Source organism: Actinomycetota bacterium (assembly GCA_005888325.1).
GTDB lineage: Bacteria > Actinomycetota > Acidimicrobiia > Acidimicrobiales > AC-14 > AC-14.
Genome location: VAWU01000038.1, coordinates 1 through 22537, shown reverse-complemented (window position 1 = coordinate 22537; position 22537 = coordinate 1). Strand labels below are relative to the sequence as shown.

Below are 22537 nucleotides of genomic sequence, written 5' to 3'. Positions count from 1 at the left end.
CCACCGCTCAGACCCGGTCCAGCTCGAGCATCCGGATGGCGTTGCCCCGGACGATCTTGTAGACGACGTCCTCGGGAAGGTGGCCCATGAGGTCCTCCGCCACCTGTCTCGTGTGGGGCCAGGTGGAGTCCGTGTGCGGATAGTCGGTCTCGAAGGTGACGTTGTCGACGCCCACCACGTGGAGCGACTCGAGCCCGTGACGATCACGGAAGAAGCAGCCGAACACCTGCCGGTAGAAGTAGGTCGACGGCGGCTCGGGCACCGTGTCGCGGACACCGCCCCAAGCCCGGTGATCACGCCACACGTCGTCGGCCCGCTCGAGGAGGTACGGGAGCCAGCCGATCTGGCCCTCGGAGTAGGCGAGCTTCAACGTCGGGAAGCGGACGAGCACCCCCGAGAAGAGGAAGTCGCTGAGCGACGCCATCGCGTTGTTGAAGCTGAGGGTGGCGGCGACCGCGGGTGGCGCGTCCTTCGACGTGGCCGGCATCTGGGACGACGAGCCGATGTGCATGCAGACCACGGTGCGGGTGTCCTGGCAGGCGATGAAGAAGGGGTCCCAGTAGCCCCCGTGGATGCTGGGCAGGCCGAGCTTGGGCGGAATTTCGCTGAAGCAGACCGCGTGCACGCCGCGATCGGCGTTGCGCCTGACCTCGGCGGCCGCCGCGTCGGCATCCCAGAGCGGGATGATGCAGAGCGGGATGAGCGCGCCGGCGCTTCCGTCACACCACTCCTCGACCATCCAGTCGTTGTAGGCCCGCACGCAGAGCATGGCGAGCTCGCGGTCCTTGGCCTCGAGGAATGTCTGGCCACAGAAGCGAGGAAACGTGGGGAAGCAGAGCGACGCCTCGACGTGGTTCAGCTCCATGTCGTCGACGCGGGCCTCGGGCTCGTAGCAGCCGGGCCGCATCTCGTCGTAGGTGATCGCCGACAGCGTCATGTCGTCGCGGTCGAAGCCAACTGCCGCGACGTGCCGCTTGTGCGGGTACATCCCGCCTTCGTAGAACCAGATGTCGCACGGCGGACCATCGTCGGTGAGCTCGTACTCGTAGGTCGTGCCGCCGACGTAGGTCAGTCCCCCGAGGCCGCGCCGCTCGATCCGCGGCGCCGCGTCGCGGAACCTGGCCGGCACCCGGGTCGTCCACACGTGGGCCGGCTCCACGACGTGATCGTCGACGCTGATGATCCTGGGGATCGGCGTCGTGGCTGCTCCCACCGTCATCGTCAGGCTGTCGCGCACCGAATCTGACGGGTCGTCACAAACGGTCACGATAGCCCCTGGCCTCCGACCGAGTCCGAGCGAGTCGGTCCACCGCCCCGGCGGCGGCGTCCGCCATACTCGACCGCTGAGGGCCCCGGGCTGAGTCGTACGGCTCATTGTGGTCGTCGGACCACTCTGCGTACTCTGCGCCAAGAAGGGAAGGGGATCAGCATGTTTCTGCGTCGCAAGCGCGATCAGCGCGCCGCTCCACCGGATCTGGACCTCGTGGCCCTGCTCGAGCCGTACAAGGTGGCTCGTGAGCTGCAGCCCGTCGGGGCGGCGGGAGCCACGCAGGAGAACGAGACCCACACCGACACGCGTCCCTGACGCCCTGCTCCTGCGGGAGCGAGCTCACGGGAGCGCCCGGCGAATTGGGCCTGACGCCCTATTGGCGCCGAGCACTTGGGCTGTCACGGTGGTCTGGCCGTCGAGCGCCGATGAGATCCCGTCTCGTCAACGATGACGAGTCGATACCGCGGCGTCGCCGGCATGGGGGCCGCGCGGGGACGGGGATCGTGAAGGTGGAGAGGCGGTCGGTCCCCGTGCCCGCCGGTGCTCGATCCAGGCGGATCCGGTGAGGTTCGTCGTCGCCCGGTCGCACTGAAGTCGACGCGCCCGCGCGCCGATACCAAGGCAGTGAGGGACCGCCAGCGGAGAGGAGAGGTGGATCGCGCGCTCCATCCGCGCCGCGAGGCTGACGGCGGGTTCTCGCTCATCGAGCTGGTCATGGCCATCTTCGTCTTCTCGGTGATCACGACTGCGCTCGGGTACGTGCTGACCGGCTCGATGGTCGACGTCGCCTTCGCCCGGCAGCGACAGGTGGCCAACCATCTCGCCACCCAGGCCATGGAACAGGTTCGGGCGCTTCCGTTCTCCACCCTGGCCGCGGGGCTCGACCGCACCGACCTCGCCACCGCCGACCCCAACATCACGGTGACCGGCTCCGGCGCGACGGCCGTCTACACCTTCACACCCACCGGCGAGACGATCCCGACCGGCACGAGCGGCAACGCACAGGTGCCACTCAACCCCCACCGGCAGACCAAGGTCGTCAACGGCACGACCTACACCGTGGCGGTGTACCCGACCAACTACCAGGGCAGCACCACCTCCTTCCGGGCCACGGTGATCACCTCGTGGACCGGCTCGTTCCGGAAGGGGCTGGTGGCGAGCGTCTCCACGCAGACGATCCTCTTCTCGCCGGCCGGCTGCGTCTCGAGCGCCACACATCCGTTCGCGTCGCCCTGCCAACCGTTCCTCTACGGCACCTCGTCCATGGGCCAGGGGGCGGTGACCGTCACGGGCACGCTCCTCGGGATCAACCTCCACCAGGCGGTGCTGCGCGCGGGCGAGCTGGACTCGACGATGCAGATCGAGCAGGTCTCGGCCGCGCAAGGACGGGCCACCACGTCGGGTGTCTCCCTCGACATCACGGGGCAGTCGGTCCAGAACAGCGGCGCACAACTGGGCGCCTCCGCATCGGACACCGACCCTGTCTCGACCGCCTTGGTCTACTCGCAAACACCGGTGTCGCAAGGCAGCCCGGCCACGCTGAGCGCCACCAACGGGTACTTCTCCCTGGTGCTCACCCCCAGCCCCACGGAGACGGGCAACAGCATCAGCACATCCAGCGCGTCGTCGTCGACGAACCTCTGTCCCGATCCGCTCGGGATCAACCAGAACGACCTGTTGCCATGTGGCAGCGGGTCACTGCAGCAGACGGGGCTGATGTCGGGCACGTTTAGCGTGGGCGCGGGCGCGATCCCCATGGGCAACGCGTTGTTGGGCTCGATCGCGGCTGCCCCGTCGGCCGCCAAGAGCTTCGCCAACCTCGACACCCCGGCGTGCTCCGGCTCGCCGACCACCGGCGACGGCTGTGTACGGTCCAAGGCCAGCCGCTCGATCGGCACTGTGACCCTCGTCAACCTGCCCGCCAACCTGGCCTCCCTGCGCCCCGCGGACATCCCAAGCGGCTGGAACGGCTACCTCTTGCGGGCGTCGAGCTTCTCGGACACCGTGAGCGCGGAGAGCGGCGTCGGCAGCGCGGCACCGACCGTCACCATTCCGATCAGTGGTAGCGCGCCGACGATCTCCTATTGGAACGGTGCCGGTTACAGCACCACGACCATCGCGCCGGGAGCAGCTGTCGCCGTGCCGGTTGCGAGCGTGAACATCAACGATGCCGGGTTCCCGGGCGGCGCGCTCACCATCCAGATCACCGCGGCGATCTCGACCGGGGGAACCGTGAAGACCGATCCCGGGAACTGTGGAACCTGCACGCGCACGTCGGCGTCGGCCCAGTCGGCATCGCCCATCGTCGGTGACATCACCTACACGATCACGCACAACGGCGTCACCCTCGCGAATCTGACCATCCACGTCGACCTCGGCACCCTGCTCGCGCAGACCTCCTACAAGGCGGCGCCCGGTGCCGGCTGAGCCGGGTCGAGCCGAGCCGGGTCGGGCAGCGGCGGACGGCGGCTTCACCGCCATCGAGGTCGTCATGACGACTGCGGTGCTGTCGATCGTGATGGCCATGAGCATGGCGTTCCTGGTGTCCGCGCAGCGCACGGTGACCATTGCCGACACCAGGTCGAACAACATCGACCAGGCGCGCCTCGGCGTCGAGCAGCTGGACCGCCAGATCCGGTCCGGCAACCTCATCTACAACCCGGCGCAGGAGAACGATCCGGCCAACGGCATCCGGCCCGGCCTCGCCCTCCGCGTCTACACGCAGTCCAACTCCGTCCAGCGCTGCGTGCAGTGGCGCATTTACAACAACCTGCTGCAGACGCGCAGCTGGACGACGACCTGGCAGGTCGACGACATCGTGTCGGGGTGGCGGACCGTGGCCGACCACATCGTCAACGACACGGGTAGCCCGGCGTTCTCGTTGGACGCGACCTCGAGCTTCGGGAGCCGGCTGCTCAACATCTCCCTTTTGGTGAACGACTCGCGATCGTCGTCCAAGAACTCAGCGGTCCAAGCATCGGTCGCCGGCCGCAACACCCAGTACGGCTACCCGAACTTCGTCTGCGCCACGATCCCGCCCTACTCGTAAGCCTCACAAGAAGGACTGATGCTCCGCTTCCTCAACCCCGCTCGCCGCGAGACTCGCCAAGAGAACGGCATCGCCATGATCACCGTGCTGCTCGCATCCATGGTGGTCGTCGGCCTCAGCCTCACGGCAGTCCAGCTGTCCCAGCATGGCCTGACCTCCACCTCGTCGGACCGAAAGCGCATCCAGGCTGCGGACGCGGCGGAAGCGGGGCTGGATGTCACGCTCGCCGCGCTCCAGGCCAATCCCTATCCGACGATGCCATGCACGCTCACAGGAACGCTCTCCGACGTGCCCACGACCGCGAGCTACACGGTCGCGATCACCTACTACGACACGTTCCCTCCCGCGGGCGCTCCGCTCACGTGCAGTGGCGGCCTCTCGGCTCAGCCCGCGGCCGCCGAGCTCGTCTCGACGGGAGACACGCAAGCGGTCGTCGGCCTGAAGCGACAGATGGACGCGCTCATCAAGCTCACGCCGGTACCCGGCTCGGGCTCCGGGTTCAACCGCGCCATCTTCTCGGACCAGGGCCCGCACCTCAACAACACGCTCACCATCAACGGTTACTCGGGCCAGGACGGCGACATCTACTCGAACGGCAACGTCATCTGCGACAACGCCGCGACCGTGCACGGGAGCATCTACACCCAAGGGACCGTGCAGCTCAACAATGCGTGCACGATCACGGTCGATGTCTACGCCAAGGAGAACCTGACCACCAGCAACTCGACGAGCATCGGCCACGACGCCATCTCGTCGCAGGGAAACATCGCGTTGGGCAACACCAGCACGGTCGCGCACGACGCCACCGCCAAGGGCACCAACACCGGAGGCACGGTGACCGGCCAGCGCCGTTCGAACCAGACGGGCATCCCCGACCCGCCCACCGCCAGCATGCCGACCCTCAACTGGGACGCGGCTGCGTGGACGAGCGGCGGATTCACGGTCGTCGACGAGGGCACGAACTGCACGCAGGCCCACAACGACATCGCGACGATGAGCACGGCGACGGTCAACAAGGTGTACAGGATCCACGGCTCCTGCAAGATGACGTGGGGCAACAACGAGACGGTCACGCTGGCGCGGGATCTCGCGGTGGTGGCCGACGGAGGCTTCTACTGGAACAACTCCTTCAAGGTGAAGTCGTCGGTCGACGGCGTCGCGCACAAGGTCTCGTGGATCGTTCCCTCCGACGCGGTGACGGTGAGCTCGCCCTGCGGTTCAGTCGACAACGGGCCGCACGACATGTATTCGGAGAACTCCAACTCGTCGACCAGCGACATCACCGTCTTCTTCTACACACCCTGCAACATCACCATGAACAACGCGATCTCGGGCGGGGGGCAGATCTACGCCGGACGAGTGACGGTCAACAACGCGTTCTCCCTGAGCTACGTGCCGGTTGAGATTCCCGGCGCCGCGAGCTCCTCGACGACGCTCTACACGGTTGCGATCAGCTACAAGCGGGAGACGCCCGCGTAGCGAGTCCTCGGGGGGCAGACGGGCCGGCGAATGGGTCGAATGACCTAAGGCGCGCGGGCGGTGCCGCCGCGCAGAATGACCCTGGGCACTCCGGGGTCGGGGTCCAAACAGGGGGATCGATGGCTGGTATGACACGTCCGCTGGGGCGCTCGGCGCTCGCGGCGTTGGGTGCCTTCCTCGTTCTGGGGACGGCCGCGGCCCCGGTCGAGGCGCTGCCGAACACCTCCTCGCCGACCCTGCGGCTCAACCGCACGATCCACACGAACCCGTTCACGGGGACGTCGACGAAGATGAAGGACGGCGAAGGCAGCGCCTACGTGGCTGCCGACACCTCGCTCTGGCTCGCCGAGGACAACTCCGACCAGGCCTACGAGGTCAACCCGACCACGGGCGCGCTCAAGCGGGTCATCACCCAGAGTGAGTTCGCCGCCGCTCCCAAGCTCGGAGGAGGCGCGTCGGCAGGCTCGAACCGGATCCAGGACCTCGAGTCCATGGCGTACGACACCGCGACCGACACGTTGTACGCGTTCAGCGGAAAGTGCTGCACCTCGTCGGTGCTCCCGACGGCGTTCCGGCTCAAGCGAGGGAGCGACCACAAGTTCCACGTCGAGTCGTATCAACCGCTCCCCTCGGGCAGCGACTTCACCGCGTCGGCAGTGCACCCCGGCGACGGGAAGCTGTACGTTGGCGTGGGGTCGACCGTGCGCCAGTACACCTACGACAGCAACACGGTCGGTTCCACCTTCTCGGTCACTGGTGTGAGCGGCATCTACGGCATGTCGTTCTCGGACAACGGCGCCGATCTCCTGGTCGCCGCGTCGCAGACGAAGCTCATCCGCGCCGACTGGGCGACCAAGAAGGCGGTCGCCGGCTGGGCCTTCAACCTGAGCTCCTTCGGCATGGGCGACACCCGCGCGGTCGAGCTCATCAACGACCAGTTCTACGTGCTCGACGGCTTCGACTCCCGCGCCTCCAGCGATCCGCTGAAGTACGCCGTCTACGTGTTCGACGTGGTGGGCCCGGGCACCCCGCCGACCGCCTCGTTCACCGGCTCGCCCACCTCGGGCGGCGCCCCGCTGACCGTGGGCTTCGCCGACACGTCGACGGGCAACCCGACGAGCTGGTCATGGAACTTCGGCGACGGCGGCACGTCGACGCAGCAGAACCCCTCGCACACCTACACCACGCCCAACACCTACAGCGTCTCGCTCACCGCCAGCAACGCGGCAGGGAGCAACACCTTCACCCGCTCGAACTACATCGTCGCCACCGGCGTCGACGACACGCCACCCGACACGTTCATCGACTCCGGACCGTCGGGGACGACCGGCAGCACGTCGGCCACCTTCACCTTCTCCGCCTCGGAGCCGGGGACGTTCGCTTGCGACCTCGACGGTGGCGGGCTCTTGCCGTGCAGCTCGCCGCAGACCTACTCGGGGTTGAGCGCCACCACCCACACGTTCCAGGTGCGGGCCACCGACAACGCCACGAACCCTGACCCGACCCCGGCGTCACGCACGTGGACGATCGTCGCAGGGGCGGCCCAGATCGCGCGCCAGGCGACCTCGACGACGGTCAACGCCACCGCAACCAACGCGATCACCATCCCCACGCCGGCCGGCACGAGCGCGGGCGACGTGCTCGTCGCGTGCGTGGCCCTGAACGGCGGCACGGTGAACGGCGTGCCCTCGGGCTGGGCGCCGATCGCGGCGGTGACGTCCGTCTCCAACCCCCACGTCTACGGCTACTACAAGGTCGCCGGGGTTTCCGAGCCGACCCCCACCTGGAACCTCAGCGCGTCGGTCGCCAACGGCGGCGGGATCGCCCGCTACTCCGGCGTGAGCAACCTCTCGCCGCTCGACAGCGCGCCGTCCACCGGTGCATCCGCGACGGCGGTGACCGCTGCGAGCGTGCCGGGCGTGACCACGGTGAGCCCCGACGCCATGGTCGCGGGGTGCGTCGGCATCAACTCGTCGAGCGCCGCCGTCACCATCGCCTCGCCGGCCGATCTCACCGAGGCGTGGGACATCGCCGGCAAGCGCAACGAGGTGGCCGACGGCCTGCAAGGCGCGGCCGGGCCCAGCGGGACGAAGACCTGGACGCTCAGCTCGGTCCGGGAGTTCGCGGGCTGGCTCGTCGCGCTGCACCCCGCGTAAGGCCGCACCCAGCCGAACGCGGTAGTCCCCGTTTCGCGGGAACGCATCGCGGGCACCGGCGAACGGTGGTCGAGCCTTGCGCGCTCGATCGTCGCGACCGTAGGGTCCGCGGGCAGAGGGGGTCCGTCATGCGCACGATTGCTGCTCTGTTGCTCGTCGGGTTGGGTGTCGTGCCGGCGGGGCCCGCGTTCGCCGACGACGACCACGGCGCCGTCCACGTGCGCCCGGGCCAGTCGATCCAAAGCGCGGTCGATCGCGCCGAGCCGGGTCACACGGTGATCGTGGCGCCGGGCCGGTACCGGGAGGCCGGACGGCCTTGTCCGAGCGATCCCACCCACGTGTGCGCGGTCGTCGTCACCCGGAGCGGGATCACGCTGCGGGCGCAGGGCGACGACGGGCGGCGGGTCGTGCTGGAGAACGCCGGACACCAGGACCAGGGGATCGCCGTCGCCAAGCCCGGCGCGTCGGGGGCTTCTTGTTTGACGGACCCCGACCAGCGTCTCCGGCATGCGAGGGTGGAGGGCTTCACGGTCAACGGCTTCGGCGGCGAAGGCATCTTCCTGCTGTGCGTGGACGACTGGGTCGTGGCCCACAACGCCACGCACGACGACGCCGAGTACGGCATCTTCCCCTCCCACAGCCGTCGCGGCCGGGTCACCCACAACGTGGCCACCGGTGCCAACGACACGGGCATCTACGTGGGCCAGTCCTCCGACGTGCGGGTCGACCACAACCTGGCCACGGGAAACGTGAGCGGGTTCGAGATCGAGAACAGCAGTGGCGTCGTGCTGCGCCACAACCGGGCGGTGGGAAACACCGGCGGCATCCTCTCCTTCGCCCTGCCGTTCCTCGACGTCAAGTCCAACCACGACAACGTCGTCGCCGACAATCAGGTCCTGGCCAACAACAAGGCCAACACGTGCCTCGACCCCAGCGACGACGTGTGCCAGGTCCCGTCGGGGACGGGCATCCTGGTCTTGGCCGCCGACCGCAACCTGGTGAGATCCAACGAGGTGCGCGACAACCACTCGTTCGGCGTCGGGACGGCCAACTACTGCGGCCAAGTGCGCCGCGCTCGACATCGACCCCAACCCCGATGCCAACCAGGTCCGCCACAACACCGTGCTGGGAAACGGCCTCGCCCCCGACCCCTCGCTGCCGTCCGTCTTCGCGGTCGATCTCGCATGGGACCTCAGCGGCGCGGGCAACTGTTGGAGCGCCAACCGGGCAGGCACCACGTTCCCGTCGTCCTTGCCCGCCTGCGCCTAGCGCGGTCGGGCCTCGCCATCCCGCGACTCGGCGGGCGGTACCGCGCCCGACAGTGGGCGCAGCGCCGCGTCCAGCAGGCCGACGACCGCGGCCCAGCGCGCGTCGGGCTCGTGGCTCTCGGTCGTCGCGGAGGCAACGAGGTAGCCGACGTGGTTCAACACGACGGTCTCCAGTCCCAGCGCGGCTTCCGCGGCATCGAGATCGCGCCGCACCGCGCCGACCGATTGCCCGAGCGCGAGCAGCTCGGCCAGCTCCGAGCGGAACACGGCGAGGGTGGGCAGGGCGAGGATGCGAGCCGGCGTCATGATGTCGGCTCCGGCCAGCACGCGGGCGACGAGGGGGTGCGCGCGAGCCGCGGTCACGAGCCCGGCCGCGAGGCTTCCCAGCAGCTCGAGCAACGACCCGTCGACGTCGCGGTTGAGCGCGTCGCGGGCGACGGCCACCAGCGCCTCGGCGTCGGCGTCGACGGAGGCCTCGAACAACGCCTCCTTGTCGGGGAAGTAGCGGTAGACGGCGGTGGGCGACACACCGACGTCGCGAGCGATGTCGGTCAGGGACACCCGGTTGAAGCCCTCGGACGCGAACCGGACGATCGCGGCGCGGATCAACGCGGCCCGGGTCCGTTCGCCCTTCCGTACCTGCTCCGACAGCGCCATGGACCGAGTGTAGCGGAAGTCACAGAAATGAGGAATTGCATGATTTCCTCAGTTCCTATAGGTTGGAGCCATGACCACCACGATGACCCGCTCCCACGACGAGGCTTCCCGCCGGGTGGAGAAGCTCAGCCACGCGTCGCTGCGCAAGATCATCGACCCCGACGTCGACCTGCCCGGCGAGGTCGGGCCCGGTCAGGTCCTGCCCGACGAGCTGCTGTCGATCCACGAGCTGCCCGAGTTCGCCGGCCTCACCCGTGAGCAACGGGCCACGCTCTCGCGTGAGGAGATCGCCTCGGTGATCGACGCGGGCCTGCGCTTCGAAGCGGTGCTGATGGCCGGGTTCGCGCACGCGATCGTCGCCGCGCCCGACCTCACCGACGCGCGCGTCGTGTACGCACTCCACGAGGTCGGCGAAGAGACGCGCCACTCACGCCTCTTCAGCCGCCTGCTCGGCCAGCTCTCGCCGTCCGCCCGCAACCCGCTCTCGGTGCTGCGGCCCGTCGAGCTCTTCGTCGTCCGCCAGATCATCCGTCGCCAGGCGCTGCTGTCCGTCCTCGTCCTCGGGGGCGAGGAGATCCCCGACCTCCTGCAGAAGCAGGCCATGGAGCACGGCGACACCGATCCGTTCATCCGGGAGGTCAACCGCTACCACCGGTTCGAGGAGGCCCGTCACCTGGCCTTCGCCCGCACGGTGCTCGCGGAGCAGTGGCGCGCCGCAGGCGCGTTCGAGCGGTTCCTCGTCCGCTTCGTCGTCCCTCGGATCATCTGGGGGATGTTCGACACGATCGTGCACCCCGGCGTCTACGCCACCGTCGGCCTCCCGAGGTTCTCGACCTGGCGCCGCGCCAACCGCACGCCCTTCCGCGTCGGTCTCCGCCACCAGGCGGCTCGGCCGATCGTCAAGGCGCTGATCGACGGAGGCGTGCTGCGGGCCGGTCGCATCCCGCGACCCTGGCGCGCCCTCGCCGGTGTCGACCGGGCCGGCCGGTCGTAATCCTCCTTCTCCCGCCCGGCAGCCCTGTCCGGCACCGGGAAGCCCGACCGGCGATCATGTTGCTGTGCCGCACGTCCCTGCCGGTTCGCACGACAACTGGGTTGAGCGCCCCAACGCGCCCGCTCCGGCCCTCTCGGGTCCCTGACGCAGTTGGACTCGGAGCGACGGTGGCAGGCACGGCGCGCCCTCGTGATCGTTGCGGGCGTGATGATCCTGATCGCAGCCCTTGCGCTCGTCTACACGCTCACCGGGTCCGACAACACGTTCGACCCTGTTCGCTATCAACGGGTGGTGAGTGAGTGTGAGGCGTCGACCGACCGCGACCTCAAGACCGACGGCATCGAGCTGGACGGCATGACACCCTCGCAAAGGGACGAGTGGGACAAGGAGAACAACGCCTGCCTCCGGAAGCGCTTGGGCAGCGTGCCGTTGACGACCGACGGCGGCGCGGTGGACGGCTCCTAGGCCGTGCCCCGGCGCGTCAGCGCGCCGGGTCGTGCACCAGGCGGGCCGTGCTGACCGGCTGGCCGTGCGCCAGGCGGTCGAGGAAGAGCTGGAGAGCACCTTCGGCGCAGACCACCGCTCTGCGATAGGCGCGCGCTCCGACCCCGAACGCCGAGAGCGGCACGACGAGGGCTGCCGCGGAGAACCCGGACGTACCGCCGAGGTTCTGCAACCCCCAGGCGACTGCGACCGCCCCTCCCCCCATCCCTGCACCCACGAGCGCCTGGGTGCGTAGAGGAAGGAACTGCCACGGGTACGCGAGCTGCGCCTCGAGGCAGAGCCGCACGAAGCCCGGACGCGACGGATGAGCGGTCACGGTTGCCCGTAGCTCCCGAACCGCGCCGAGGGGGTAGCGAGCCCGACCACCCAACCTGCGCAACACCGCCCGGCCCACGCCTCGCTGGCGGGCCCACGCCGTGGTGTCACCGCGGGACACCCGCAAGGTGAGGAGGTTCCCGCGGGCCAGCTCGTCGACGGACACCCGCACGTCGCTCACCGGGCCCGGCACCACCCTGGAGACGACCATGTCGAACTCGCGGTCGGCCTCGCGCAACCCCCCGCTCCGGAGCTCGTCCAGCGCGGCGTGGATCGCCACGGGTGACAGCCCGACCTCCCGCCCGATCGCCTCGAGGGTATCGGGGTCGAGCAGCGCGGATTCGCCTCGGATCCCGGCCGTCTCGAGCTCCGCCGCCCGGCGGAACACCTGAGCGGCCTCCTCGGGACTCACCCGATCGGGCAGCATCACTGCGATGAGTCTTCCAGGCGGCCCGGCGCGGGCCAAGTCGCGATTCGAGGGCCTGCTCACACACCGATGAGCGCCTCACCCCTGTCGGGCCTGATCGAGGAGCTTCTCGAGCGATGAGATCGACAGCTCCCCGGATGCTCGGGCCACGACCTTGCCCGAGCCGTCGACAGCCACGAAGAACGGGTATGCAGGGAGCCCGAACGCGTCGGCGGCCGTCTGGTTGTCGTCATCGGCCATCGTGGTCACCGTCCACCCTTCGCGCTGGAGCCACGCGGAGGGTGGGTAGTTGGGCCGGTCGGGCGTCGTTCCGGTGGCCACCGCGTACAGGTCGACTCCCGAGGGCTTCCCGTTGCTGCGCAGCCAGCTCGCCAGCAGCGGCACCTCACGTTGACAGTGCGGGCACCAGTGGGCGACGAACAGCACCAGCTTCGGCCGGCCGTCGTTGCCGATCGAAACCGGCCGGCCCGCGAACGTCGCACCCCGCAACTGTGGCGCCGGCGCCCCGACGGCAGGGTCGGCGCCCTCGCCGGCAAGCTGCGGAAGCGGCGTCCCGCTGATCGTCACCGGACCGGTCTGCTGCAGTCCCCTGGCCGCGTCGGTCTTCGGGCTCGTGCCGCGCGATGCGATGACGGCCACCACGGCGAGAACGACGACCACGCCGATGGCGAAGCCGATGACGGGGGTGCGGTGAATCGGCGGCGGCGCCCCCCGGCTACCTCCGCGGGGGCGCGACGAGGACGGACGCGACTTGGTCGTCGCCATCAGAGACTCCTTCGAGTTGGACCGGGCGCCGGGGCTGACCGGCGCGCGTGAGCACGAGTGACACGACGAGGGCGAAGGCCGACAAGGCCATCGTCGGTATCGTCAGGTAGCCGAAGCGACGAACCCAGATGATCGTGCACGGGTTGGCGACGTCGCAGGCACCCGAGTCGAGCGAAGGAACTCGCTCGAGGAGCACGTGATACGCCGAGACCACCGCGCCGAGCGCGGCCAGCGTCGCGGCATAGGGCCGGATGCCGTCGTCGCGCCGCCAGGCTGCGAGGCCGAGCACGGGTACGAGCGGGTACATCGCAATGCGCTGGTACCAGCACAGCTTGCACGGCGTGAAGTGGGCGCCTTCGGAGAAATAGAGGCTTCCGCTCATCGAGATGGCTGCGACGAGGAAGGCGAGGACGAGCGCTTGGGGCCCGATCTCGTCGGCGAACGCCGACTTCCACCGCGCCGCCGTCGGAGAGATCCGCGCCGCGACGTGCAGCGTCACGGTTGCGGCCACGGTGACCTCCGCGACGATGCTCAACAACGCGAGGAAGAGGGTCACCGTGTCAGTGGTCATTCTGCGATCTCGTTGACGCCGTGGGCGGTGCCGGTCAGGTCGATGCCATCGCCACGACAGCGCCGTCGACGTCGCCGCGGGTGGTCATCACGCACCCACCCAGCAGCCCATCACCGTGGTTGCGACGCTGACCGCGACAGAGGAGCGGTCCTGCGGCGGATCGCCAAACTGCATCGGGAGATGGGAGATGTCGACCTCGAGGACCTTGTAGTCCTTGCGGACGACGACCGAGCCGTCGCTCGTGACGAACGCCCCGTCGCCGAGCTGCGGCGGGTCAGGACGCTTTCCGAGACGGGAGCCCATCTCCTCGAAGTAGCTCGCGGTCGCCGACGCACTCGCGAGCTCCTTGACCGACAGCGCGATCTTGCCGCCGGGGTACACGTAATCGCACGCGTACACGCGATCGGTCCAGGTGGGTGAGGTCACCTGGGTCGGGGTGACGCCGAGGCTCCCCGCGATGTCGCTCTGCGCCTCCGCCGCACAGACCATCTTCGCCGATTCCGAGGGGTTGTCGCCCACGGCCTCAGCCGCGCGCGACGCGACCGTGCTCGGCGCATGGGAGGCCGACGAGGTCGAGCCGCATCCGGTCAGCACGACGACGGCTACGAGCAGCGCACCGGAGACGAATCGAGGCACGTCCCCAAGCTACCGGTGCGCGGCCCCTACCCCCGTGCGCGCCGGGGGCGGTCCGAATTGCGCCGATCTCCTACTCGTCGAGCGGGCGGTGAGGCGGAGGGGAGGCGCGGCCGTGCCTCGCCATGGGTCGATCGACCCATTTTGGAAGCCCGTGCGTTGGGCAACGATGGAGCCGGCCAAAACGAGCAGAGGGGGGCGCCATGATGCGTGCGCCGAAGACGAGGAGCGCGCCGCGGATGGGGAGGTCGGCGCGCCGCTGGACCGCCCTCTCCCTCGCGCTGACCCCGGCGGTGGTCCTGACGTTGGTCGCCGCGCCTGCGGCCCACGCCGCCTCGACCGCGTTCGCCGACGGCTTCGAGAGCGGCAACTTCGCGGCGTGGTCCTCGGTCCAGACCGGCGCAGACGGCACGGCCACGGTGCAGAGCGCGACGGTCAAGACGGGCACCTATGCGGCGCGCCTCACCGCAACCACCGCCGCGGGCTCGCTCGCCTACGCCCGGGAAGCTTTGTCCGGCGCGCAGACAGACGTCACTGCGAGCGGCGACTTCCAGGTGCAGACCGAGGGCGCGTCCGGAGCCAACGTGCCCATCTTCCGGCTCTTCGACGCGGCCGGCACCAAGCTCGTCAGCCTCTACCGTCAGAACCAGTCGGCCGGTATCTGGGTCTGGTACGCGAACACCTACAACGCCACCACGGCGAGCCTGGCGCTAAACACGTGGGCGCAGCTGCAGGTTCACGTCATCGCCACCGGAGCCGCAACCGGCACGGTCGACGTGTTGGTCAACGGCGCCACCGTGTACCACTCGACCACCGCGACCTTCCCCGCCGGCGGCTTCAGCTCGGTTCAGATCGGCAACAACTCGGCGTCCCAGGCGTTCGCCATCGTGGCCGACAACATCTCGGTGTCAACGGGCTCGACAGGCACGGCGACCCCGCCGGCCAACACTTCGCCACCCACGATCTCGGGCACCGCGACGCAGGGCTCGACGCTCACCGCGAATCCAGGGACCTGGAGCGGCACGACGCCGATCACCTACATCTACCAGTGGCGACGCTGCGACGGCGTCGGCGCGAACTGTGCCGATGTGAGCGGCGCCACGGCCACGACCTATGTCCTGGGATCGGCCGATGTCAATGCCACCCTGCGGGTGACGGTCACCGCCACGAACGCCGTGGGCACGAGCAGCTCGGTGTCGGCACCGACCGCGGTGGTGGCTGCGGCCAGCTCCGCGTCGCCGCCGACGAACACCGCGCCGCCGACGATCAGTGGAACGCCGACGCAGGGCTCGACGCTCAACGGCAGCCCTGGAACTTGGAGCGGCACCGCGCCGATCACCTTCGCCTACCAATGGCGGCGCTGTGACAGCGCCGGCGCCACCTGTGCCGACGTGGCCGGTGCCACGGCCACGACCTACCTCCTCGGGTCGCCCGATGTCGGCAGCACCATGCGGCTGGTGGTGACCGCCGGCAACTCCGCCGGCTCGGGCGTCGCGACCTCGAGCGCCACAACGGTCGTGCAACCGGGATCGACTCAGTCGGGCGTGGTTGCGCTCTGGCACATGGACGAGACCTCCGGCAGCGTCATGCACGACTCCGTCGCGGGCCACGACGGCACGCTGTTCTCCGTGGCGCTCGGACAGCCTGGGTTCCTGGGCGCCGCGTTCGGCTTCAACGGGTCGAGCTCCTACGTCTCGGTCCCGTCCGCGAGCGACCTGAACCCGGGCAGCTCGAACATCACCATCACCATTCACCTCAAGACGACGAGCGCGCCGGCGACGCCCGACTGGGACCTGATCCGGAAGGGCAAGTACACGACCACGGGGGGCGAGTTCAAGATGGAGTACCAGCCGTCCGGGCAGGCTTCGTGCGGCTTCAAGGGCTCGGCCAACTACAGCGAGCTCACCGCCGGCCCCGCCCTCAACGACGGCAAGTGGCACACCGTCCAGTGCGTGAAGACATCGTCCGCGATCAAGGTGATCGTCGACGGGCAGACGTTCTCGAAGGCTGCCAACCTCGGGTCGATGTCCAACACAGAGCCGGTGGTGATCGGCGCCCATCCGGGCTCCGAGTTCTTCAAGGGCACCCTCGACGAGGCCAGCATCCAGGTCGGTTAGCTCCATCGGCCCATCGGGGGAAACCCGGCTGCGCAACGCGGCGCCGCGGCTCCATCGGAATCTGCGCCGCCTCGCGCACGTTGACGGCATCACATGGCCAGAGGCGCGACATCCGGCACCACTACCCACCCGACGTGGGCCGCCAGGCTCTTCTCGTTCCCCAACCCGGTGAACGAGGTCTCGGCGCGCCTGGTCGCCGGAGGCGTGGTGCTGCTGGCGCTCGCCACGATCGTCTTCGACCAGCCGTGGCTCACCGTTGTCATCGCCTACGGGTTCGTGGCTCGCGCGCTCACGGGGCCGACGCTGAGCCCGCTCGGGCAGCTCGTGACGCGGGTCATCACTCCCCGACTCCCCGTTGCACCGAAGCTGGTAGCCGGTCCGCCGAAGCGCTTCGCCCAAGGGATCGGCGTCGTCTTCTCGGTGACCGCCGCGGTGCTGGCCCTGGGCTTCGGGGCACGGGGCGCCGCCGACGTGGTGCTCGGGCTCCTGGTCGTCGCGGCGACGCTGGAGTCGGTGTTCGCCTACTGCGTCGGCTGCCATCTGTTCGCGTTGCTCATGAGGATCGGCCTCATCCCCGCCGAGGTGTGCGAGCGCTGCAACGACATCTGGGCGACCGCGGAACGAGCCTAGCCGGAGCGCATCGAGAGAGAGGATGGGGCGCGATGGAGCGCGTATGGCGCCACAGCGCAGCGAGACGGCTCGCGCTGGCAGCGGTTCCCGTCATGATCGCGCTCCTCTCCGCCACCGCGGCGGTCGGTGCGCCCACCGGGTCGGACGGCTCGGCGGTCGTCGCCAGCCAACCGCCCGACCGCCAGAACTACGTTCGGACCGCGCAAGCCGGCGATCGGCTCGTCCGCCCGGCGCTGCCCGCGGGTTACGCGCTCGTCGACACCGTGGTCTCGAACACGGACCCGAACCTGCGGAACTCCGACACGTACTCCGACAGTGAGCCGAGCCTTGCGATCAACGGTGCGAACCCCAACGGGATCGTGATCACGGGGTTCAGCAGTTCGTGGAACACGAATGGCAACGCGGCGGTCTTCCGTTCGACGAATGGGGGATCGACGTGGACCAAGGCGTTCTCCGTTCCTCCCCCGACGGGCGTGACCACAGGCGCGGGATGCCCCTGCGACCAGGTCATCGACTTCGACCGTTCAGGGCGGCTCCTGGGAACCTTCTTGAACGCGGTCTCCAACAGCGTCGACATCTACACGGGTTCGACGACCACCCCGGGCAACGCGGCGGGATGGCATTGGGCGACGAACGTCAGCGGGGTGGCCAGACGGACGGACCACCCGGCCGCCAACAGTGGCGATCAACCCTGGCTGCGCGTGACACGCGATCCGGTCACAGCCACCCAGGACAACGCCTACGTCGGGTACGACGACTTCAGCACCTTCCAGGTCAAGGTGTCGGTCTCACGCGGGAGCAACCCGCCGAGGTTCGTGTCGACAGGAGTCGTCGGCGGGATGGGCGCCTTCGTCAACCCGGGCACACGTCTCGCACCTGATCACCGGAACGGCACGGTGTACGTGGTCTACCAGCGCGCGACACGCAAGAACGCCGACGGCACCGTGCATGTCGAGTACAGGCTCAACCGTTCGACGAACGCGGGCAGCGTTTGGACACTCAACGGCTCCACGTCAGGGGTGATCGTGGCCACGGGTGACAGCAAACAGCCAACTCCGAAGTTCGGGTCGGTGAACGCCTTGCTCGGGGGCGTCGACGCAGTGGCAGTGGACAACACCAGTGGCTCCGTCTACGTGGTGTACGGAACCCGTGACGCCTCGACAGGGAACGACCGGTTGGCAATCGTCCGTCTCGTGACGAACTTCGCGGGCGGGCTCGATGTCGTCTCGAACCGTTTCGTGACGGGTCAGGTCAAAGCCGCGCTTCCGGCGGTCGCCGTCGCCGCCAACGGAACCGTCGGAGTGCTCTACGACACGTTCGACGGGTACAACGCGAGTGGATTCCCTCTGTTCTCCGCGCGTCTCGCGCAGAGCACCGATCGCGCGCTCACGTTCTCTGATGTCCGCCTCCTCGCGTTCGCGTCTCCTGCGAAGGACAACGGGAACGCTCGGCAGCGCGTGCTCGGCGACTACCAATCGCTACGTTCTCTCGGGAACACCTTCTACGGGACGTTCACCGCGAACGGCGTCCAGTTCGGTCGCACGACGAGCAACACGGACGCGATCTTCGTCAAGGCGCCCGCGAACTGACGCAGTGCGCCCCGAATCGGACGGCTTTCGAACCGACAATTCGGTCAAGCCGTCGTAGAGTTCCTCGATTATCTCACGGAGTGTGAAGGAGCGGAAGGCTCCGACAACTTGGCGTGAGCATCTGGTTGCCTGAGTTATGGCACAGATCCACCAGGCTGAGGGTCTGCAGCGGGCTGCGACCCCAGTCGCTTGCGGCGCCGATGTGGTACGTCGAACTCACCCCGCGCAATGACGTCGCCGTCGCCGGATGCGGGGTCACGAAGGGCATCGGCAAGCGTTCGAAAGATGGGCACTTGCCCGTCCCGGTGCCGCTCGCGTTCTGTGGCGCAACTGAACGACTGTTGGCGTACGACGCGCACTCGCTTCCCCTGTAGCACTCGGACCAGCGCGTGGAAGCCGCCGCGATCGGCCAGGGTCAGGTCATTGACATCGAGAATGATGGCGTCGTCGCCGTCACACGCCGCAACGATGCCCCCTCCGATACGCTCCAGCAAGGCCACGTCAACGGTGCCGGCCAGGCGCACGACGGTCGCACCATCGATCGCTCGCGTGTTGACGAGAACACCCATCGCCCCCCACCCCCGCCTCATTTCAGTGGGATGCGTCGGGGTCGCTCCGCGGCGGGCTTAGGCACTCGGACGGCGAGCACACCATCGGAGAGGTTCGCTTCAACGCCTTCGCTGTCCACGTCACCGGGAAGTTGGGCCTCGAAGCGAAAGCGACCGACCGTGCGCGTCTGGCGACGCAGGATGCCCGTGCGCTCGCGCTCCTTGCGCTCGCCGCTGACGGTGAGGTGAGGTCCGCCGATCTCGATGTCGATGTCCTCGCGCTTCACGCTCGGGAGCTCGATCTCGACGATGTAGGCATCGTCGGTCTCCTCGAGGTCGGCAAGCGGTGTGAAGCCGTCCCCCGGCATCGGCGTGAAGGACGACCAGTTGTTCAGTAAGTGCTGCAGTTGCTGGTTGAGATGGGCGAGCCCGGCGAACGGATCGACGGGAACGGGCTCGTCGCTACGTCGAACAGATAGAGCCATTGCCCCTCCTCTCGGCTTGTTCGTTCGCAGGAAACAACGGAGGGACGGGACGGCCGATGCCGCCCGTCCCCTGTGCGTTACGCGGCCGAGGAGTCGGCGTTGATCGCCTTGCGCCCACCGCCACTGGTGATCTCCACCTTGCGGGGCTTGGCCTGCTCGGCCACCGGGATCGTCAGGGTGAGCACCCCGTTGTCGTAGTTCGCTTCAAGATGATCGACGTCGAGGGCCTCGCCCAAGAACAGCTGGCGGCTGAACGTGCCCTGTGGGCGCAGTCGGGCGTCACGTCTAGGGCGGGCTGCGCGTCGAAGGGCATCAGGCGCGTCATCATTTGCTGTGCCGATCGTGCGTCAGGCGACCGTCGATGATATTGAAGCGCTGCTCCGACTCAGAGCAGTGATGTTCGACGCGATGGAGGTCGACTACAAGCCGGCCCACTGGGAATCGGCCTGCCGGCAGATTCTGCTCGACGGGTTGTCCTCGGGAGATCTTGTCGCCGCAGTGGCCGAATCGGACGACGGTCGGGTGGTCGCGAGTGGAATCGGGGCCATACGCCGCTGGCTCCCCAGCCCGCGCAACCCGTCAGGGTTGCGCGGCTACATCGGGTCGGTGGCGACAGACACGGACTGGCGTCGCCAGGGCGTCGGACGCCAAGTGATCGAGTCCCTGATCGAGATGCTGCAGGGGCGGGGCGTAGCCGAGATCGATCTCCATGCCACCGAGGACAGCGAGAGCTTGTACCGCGCCATCGGGTTCGTCGACCGCGGCGGGGCAGATCTTCGCCTCGGCGGGAGCGCCGATTTCCCGTTCTCGTCAGACGTCTGACGCCGTACAGCGTTTCCGACGCGAGCGACCACCTGAGCGCTGACCGTCGTGTCCTCGTGCGACGCGGTCAAGGACGACAACGGTCCCGATAACTAGGCCCTCCTCGATGCCCTGATCAAGGGACTTGACCGAGGGGGAGGCGCAGCTCGGGGTTTAAGACGCACGCTCAAAGCCGCGCCGCTGACACGCCGCGACGCGGGAGCTTCCCGGGCTCGAGGAGGTGGTAGCCCTGGAACACGGATCGAGCCATGCCCGGGCTCATGCACGTCCGTTCGATCATCGGGAGCACCTCTTCATAGCCGGATCGGCTGCACGCAGTGTCGATCATGGCGACGAGATCCGCTGTCCGCTCCCGAGATCGGCACGAGCCGTGCATCAGGGCTCACGTTACGGCGCGGGTACGGTTCGAATATGTGCGATCAGGCCGGCGAGCGATCGGACATGAATAAGGCCGCTGCACCAGGTGGAACGGCCAGAATTGGCTAGCGAGCGCCCCCGGCAGGACTCGAACCTGCGACCCGCTGCTTAGAAGGCAACCCGGGGCAGTGAACGCCGTGATACCAAAACGGAAAAGACCCGCTCAGACGGCATGAGCGCGGTCCACCTGGTGCCGTGCAATTCGCCTCGTGCCACTTCGTTATGGCACGCCGAGGGCGCCTCGGGACTGCGACAGCGCGCTGACGCGCTCCGCCAGCCAGCAGTTCGGGCCGCTATCAGATTCGTCGCTCGTTGGTCGTGCTGACGAACCGAGAGCCGCACAGATCGTCCGGCTCGGGACGGTCTCACACCTCCCCTGGCCCGCGACTGGGACGGGGTAGCGAGCGAGCACTTACGATCGCGCCAGTGGACGCCAATTACGGCTATGCAGAGTCCGGCGATGTCCGGATCGCCTACGCCGTGGTCGGGGGCGGAGAGCTCGACATCATCGTCGTGCCAGGGCTGATCTCCCACCTCGACCTCTATCTGTCGCCGCCAGCGAGCCACTTTTTCGAGCGCCTTGCGAGGTTCTCGCGCGTGATCACATTCGACAAGCGCGGGACGGGTATGTCTGATCCGGTCACCGAGGTGCCAACGCTCGAGACCCGGATGGACGACCTCAAGGCGGTGACTGATGCGGTCGGGTCGGAACGGCCGATCCTTCTTGGGATATCCGAAGGCGGAGCGACGGCGTTGCTCTACGCGGTCACGCACCCCGCGCGTGTCACGAGTCTCGTCATCTACGGAGCAATGGCACGCTCCACATGGGCTCCCGACTACCCGTGGACCTCCACCGCCGAGGCAATGCTGGAGGCGACCGCCGAGTTCATCTTCCCGTACTGGGGGCAAGGGATCACTGCCGAGGATGCTTCGCCGAGCGACGCCGACGAACCTGGCGTCCGGGAGTGGTACGGACGCCTTGAGCGGATGGGCGCTTCACCCGCGATGCTCTTCGCGCTGTTCACGATGTTCTTGGACATCGACGTCCGCGGCATCGTGCCGAGCGTTCGTGTCCCGACGCTGATCCTGCATCGCCGCGGTGACCGACGGGTCAATGTGCGTAACGGGAGGTGGCTCGCGGAGCATCTCCCTGGAGGCCGTTACGTCGAACTGCAGGGTATCGACCACTCGCCGATCACGAACCCCGATCAAATCCTCGATGAGATCGAGGAATTCGTGACGGGCAGCCCTGCACCCGTCGACGCGAACCGCATACTTGCCACGGTGATGTTCACCGACCTCGTCGCGTCAACCGCTCGCGCCTCCCAGCTCGGAGATCACCGCTGGCGTGACCTGCTCGAGTCGCTGCAGCAGGCGATCCGAGCTGAACTCGTCCGCTTCCGCGGGACTGAAGTGAAGACGATCGGCGACGGGTTCGTCGCGACCTTCGATGGCCCGGTCCGTGCTGTTCGGTGCGGCCATGCGATCGTCGACAAGGTGAGATCGCTGGGGATGGACGTTCGCGTTGGTCTCCATACGGGCGAGCTCGAGGTCATGGGTGAGGACGTCGGAGGGATCGCCGTTCACATCGCCGCGCGCGTCGGTGCCCTCGCCGCACCGGGTGAGGTGCTCGTCTCCGAGACGGTCAAGGGCATCGTCGCCGGATCCGGCCTCACGTTCACGGACCGGGGCGACCATGAACTCAAAGGAGTTCCGGATCGGTGGCGGCTGTTCGCGGCGGCCGGCTAGCTGTAGTGCCTAGCTACGTTGCCGACGCGGTGCATGGGCGGGCCACCGATCGCGGTGTGGTGTCGGTGATGGTTGTAGATGTGCAGCCAGCG

General features: G+C 68.3%; 20 protein-coding genes and 1 pseudogene. 12 read left to right on the top strand and 9 right to left on the bottom strand.

Annotated features, from left to right (window positions below):
• Window positions 1–7 precede the first annotated feature (7 nt).
• Window positions 8–1219, bottom strand: a complete 1212-nt coding sequence (locus E6G06_14350; GenBank protein TML89537.1) for an amidohydrolase — start codon at window positions 1217–1219, stop codon at window positions 8–10.
• A gap of 591 nt (window positions 1220–1810) precedes the next feature.
• Here E6G06_14350 and E6G06_14345 point away from each other — a divergent pair.
• The 5 genes and pseudogenes from E6G06_14345 to E6G06_14325 all read left to right on the top strand — a co-directional run bounded on the left by E6G06_14345 (window position 1811) and on the right by E6G06_14325 (window position 9006).
• Window positions 1811–3697, top strand: coding sequence for a prepilin-type N-terminal cleavage/methylation domain-containing protein (locus tag E6G06_14345; protein ID TML89529.1), 1887 nt, complete (start codon window positions 1811–1813; stop codon window positions 3695–3697).
• Window positions 3687–4319 carry a prepilin-type N-terminal cleavage/methylation domain-containing protein gene (locus tag E6G06_14340; protein ID TML89528.1) on the top strand — a complete coding sequence of 211 codons (633 nt, stop codon included), beginning with the start codon at window positions 3687–3689 and terminating at the stop codon, window positions 4317–4319. Before E6G06_14345 ends, E6G06_14340 begins: the two co-directional genes overlap by 11 nt.
• Before the next feature lie 18 nt (window positions 4320–4337).
• Window positions 4338–5798: a hypothetical protein gene (locus E6G06_14335; protein TML89527.1), complete on the top strand. Its 1461-nt coding sequence runs from the start codon at window positions 4338–4340 to the stop codon at window positions 5796–5798.
• A gap of 119 nt (window positions 5799–5917) precedes the next feature.
• Complete coding sequence (locus tag E6G06_14330) at window positions 5918–7954, top strand: PKD domain-containing protein (GenBank protein TML89526.1); 2037 nt, start codon at window positions 5918–5920, stop codon at window positions 7952–7954.
• 128 nt (window positions 7955–8082) lie between these two features.
• Window positions 8083–9006 (top strand): annotated as a pseudogene (locus E6G06_14325) (hypothetical protein).
• Window positions 9007–9219: 213 nt separating this feature from the next.
• On the opposite strand, the gene E6G06_14320 reads toward E6G06_14325, so the two are convergent.
• Window positions 9220–9879 carry a TetR/AcrR family transcriptional regulator gene (locus E6G06_14320; protein TML89525.1) on the bottom strand — a complete coding sequence of 220 codons (660 nt, stop codon included), beginning with the start codon at window positions 9877–9879 and terminating at the stop codon, window positions 9220–9222.
• Window positions 9880–9949: 70 nt separating this feature from the next.
• Between E6G06_14320 and E6G06_14315 the strand changes: the two genes are divergently transcribed.
• Both E6G06_14315 and E6G06_14310 read left to right on the top strand, forming a co-directional pair.
• Window positions 9950–10873 carry a diiron oxygenase gene (locus tag E6G06_14315; protein TML89524.1) on the top strand — a complete coding sequence of 308 codons (924 nt, stop codon included), beginning with the start codon at window positions 9950–9952 and terminating at the stop codon, window positions 10871–10873.
• 204 nt (window positions 10874–11077) lie between these two features.
• Window positions 11078–11338, top strand: coding sequence for a hypothetical protein (locus E6G06_14310; protein TML89523.1), 261 nt, complete (start codon window positions 11078–11080; stop codon window positions 11336–11338).
• A 16-nt stretch (window positions 11339–11354) separates the two neighbouring features.
• Here the strand turns inward: E6G06_14310 and E6G06_14305 are convergent, their stop codons facing one another.
• The 4 genes from E6G06_14305 to E6G06_14290 form a co-directional block, all read right to left on the bottom strand.
• Window positions 11355–12122: a hypothetical protein gene (locus E6G06_14305; GenBank protein TML89522.1), complete on the bottom strand. Its 768-nt coding sequence runs from the start codon at window positions 12120–12122 to the stop codon at window positions 11355–11357.
• A 75-nt stretch (window positions 12123–12197) separates the two neighbouring features.
• Window positions 12198–12884, bottom strand: a complete 687-nt coding sequence (locus tag E6G06_14300) for a TlpA family protein disulfide reductase (GenBank protein ID TML89521.1) — start codon at window positions 12882–12884, stop codon at window positions 12198–12200.
• A complete protein-coding gene (locus E6G06_14295) occupies window positions 12835–13455 on the bottom strand; it encodes a disulfide bond formation protein B (GenBank protein TML89520.1) in 621 nt (206 codons plus the stop codon). Before E6G06_14295 ends, E6G06_14300 begins: the two co-directional genes overlap by 50 nt.
• Window positions 13456–13542: 87 nt before the next feature.
• The gene (locus tag E6G06_14290; protein TML89519.1) at window positions 13543–14091 is read right to left on the bottom strand and encodes a hypothetical protein; all 549 of its coding nucleotides are present in this window, start codon (window positions 14089–14091) and stop codon (window positions 13543–13545) included.
• Between the two features lie 122 nt (window positions 14092–14213).
• On the opposite strand from E6G06_14290, the gene E6G06_14285 reads away from it, so the two are divergent.
• From E6G06_14285 to E6G06_14275, 3 genes are all read left to right on the top strand, one after another.
• On the top strand, window positions 14214–16205 hold the full coding sequence (locus E6G06_14285) for a hypothetical protein (GenBank protein ID TML89518.1): 1992 nt from the start codon (window positions 14214–14216) through the stop codon (window positions 16203–16205).
• Window positions 16206–16298: 93 nt separating this feature from the next.
• On the top strand, window positions 16299–16835 hold the full coding sequence (locus E6G06_14280; GenBank protein TML89517.1) for a DUF4395 domain-containing protein: 537 nt from the start codon (window positions 16299–16301) through the stop codon (window positions 16833–16835).
• 32 nt (window positions 16836–16867) lie between these two features.
• On the top strand, window positions 16868–18424 hold the full coding sequence (locus tag E6G06_14275; protein TML89516.1) for a hypothetical protein: 1557 nt from the start codon (window positions 16868–16870) through the stop codon (window positions 18422–18424).
• A 134-nt stretch (window positions 18425–18558) separates the two neighbouring features.
• On the opposite strand, the gene E6G06_14270 is transcribed toward E6G06_14275, so the two are convergent.
• From E6G06_14270 to E6G06_14260, 3 genes are all read right to left on the bottom strand, one after another.
• Window positions 18559–18993 (bottom strand): hypothetical protein, encoded by a 435-nt coding sequence (locus E6G06_14270; protein TML89515.1) that lies wholly within the window; start codon window positions 18991–18993, stop codon window positions 18559–18561.
• A gap of 17 nt (window positions 18994–19010) precedes the next feature.
• Window positions 19011–19457, bottom strand: a complete 447-nt coding sequence (locus tag E6G06_14265) for an Hsp20/alpha crystallin family protein (protein TML89514.1) — start codon at window positions 19455–19457, stop codon at window positions 19011–19013.
• A 77-nt stretch (window positions 19458–19534) separates the two neighbouring features.
• Window positions 19535–19798 (bottom strand): Hsp20 family protein, encoded by a 264-nt coding sequence (locus E6G06_14260; GenBank protein TML89513.1) that lies wholly within the window; start codon window positions 19796–19798, stop codon window positions 19535–19537.
• Between E6G06_14260 and E6G06_14255 the strand changes: the two genes are divergently transcribed.
• Together E6G06_14255 and E6G06_14250 are read left to right on the top strand one after the other, a co-directional pair.
• Window positions 19707–20279 carry a GNAT family N-acetyltransferase gene (locus E6G06_14255; GenBank protein ID TML89512.1) on the top strand — a complete coding sequence of 191 codons (573 nt, stop codon included), beginning with the start codon at window positions 19707–19709 and terminating at the stop codon, window positions 20277–20279. The two genes, E6G06_14260 and E6G06_14255, sit on opposite strands and share 92 nt — an antisense overlap.
• 843 nt (window positions 20280–21122) lie before the next feature.
• Window positions 21123–22445: an adenylate/guanylate cyclase domain-containing protein gene (locus E6G06_14250; GenBank protein TML89511.1), complete on the top strand. Its 1323-nt coding sequence runs from the start codon at window positions 21123–21125 to the stop codon at window positions 22443–22445.
• Window positions 22446–22537 lie beyond the last annotated feature (92 nt).

What these genes read in the sequence shown, in the direction of transcription:
- E6G06_14295 (TML89520.1), bottom strand. Translation starts at nt 13,455, where the DNA reads ATGACCACTGACACGGTGACCCTCTTCCTCGCGTTGTTGAGCATCGTC.
- E6G06_14350 (TML89537.1), bottom strand. Translation starts at nt 1,219, where the DNA reads ATGACGGTGGGAGCAGCCACGACGCCGATCCCCAGGATCATCAGCGTC.
- E6G06_14280 (TML89517.1), top strand. Translation starts at nt 16,299, where the DNA reads ATGGCCAGAGGCGCGACATCCGGCACCACTACCCACCCGACGTGGGCC.
- E6G06_14330 (TML89526.1), top strand. Translation starts at nt 5,918, where the DNA reads ATGGCTGGTATGACACGTCCGCTGGGGCGCTCGGCGCTCGCGGCGTTG.
- E6G06_14315 (TML89524.1), top strand. Translation starts at nt 9,950, where the DNA reads ATGACCACCACGATGACCCGCTCCCACGACGAGGCTTCCCGCCGGGTG.
- E6G06_14265 (TML89514.1), bottom strand. Translation starts at nt 19,457, where the DNA reads ATGGCTCTATCTGTTCGACGTAGCGACGAGCCCGTTCCCGTCGATCCG.
- E6G06_14275 (TML89516.1), top strand. Translation starts at nt 16,868, where the DNA reads ATGGAGCGCGTATGGCGCCACAGCGCAGCGAGACGGCTCGCGCTGGCA.
- E6G06_14270 (TML89515.1), bottom strand. Translation starts at nt 18,993, where the DNA reads ATGGGTGTTCTCGTCAACACGCGAGCGATCGATGGTGCGACCGTCGTG.
- E6G06_14300 (TML89521.1), bottom strand. Translation starts at nt 12,884, where the DNA reads ATGGCGACGACCAAGTCGCGTCCGTCCTCGTCGCGCCCCCGCGGAGGT.
- E6G06_14285 (TML89518.1), top strand. Translation starts at nt 14,214, where the DNA reads ATGGGTCGATCGACCCATTTTGGAAGCCCGTGCGTTGGGCAACGATGG.
- E6G06_14320 (TML89525.1), bottom strand. Translation starts at nt 9,879, where the DNA reads ATGGCGCTGTCGGAGCAGGTACGGAAGGGCGAACGGACCCGGGCCGCG.
- E6G06_14335 (TML89527.1), top strand. Translation starts at nt 4,338, where the DNA reads ATGCTCCGCTTCCTCAACCCCGCTCGCCGCGAGACTCGCCAAGAGAAC.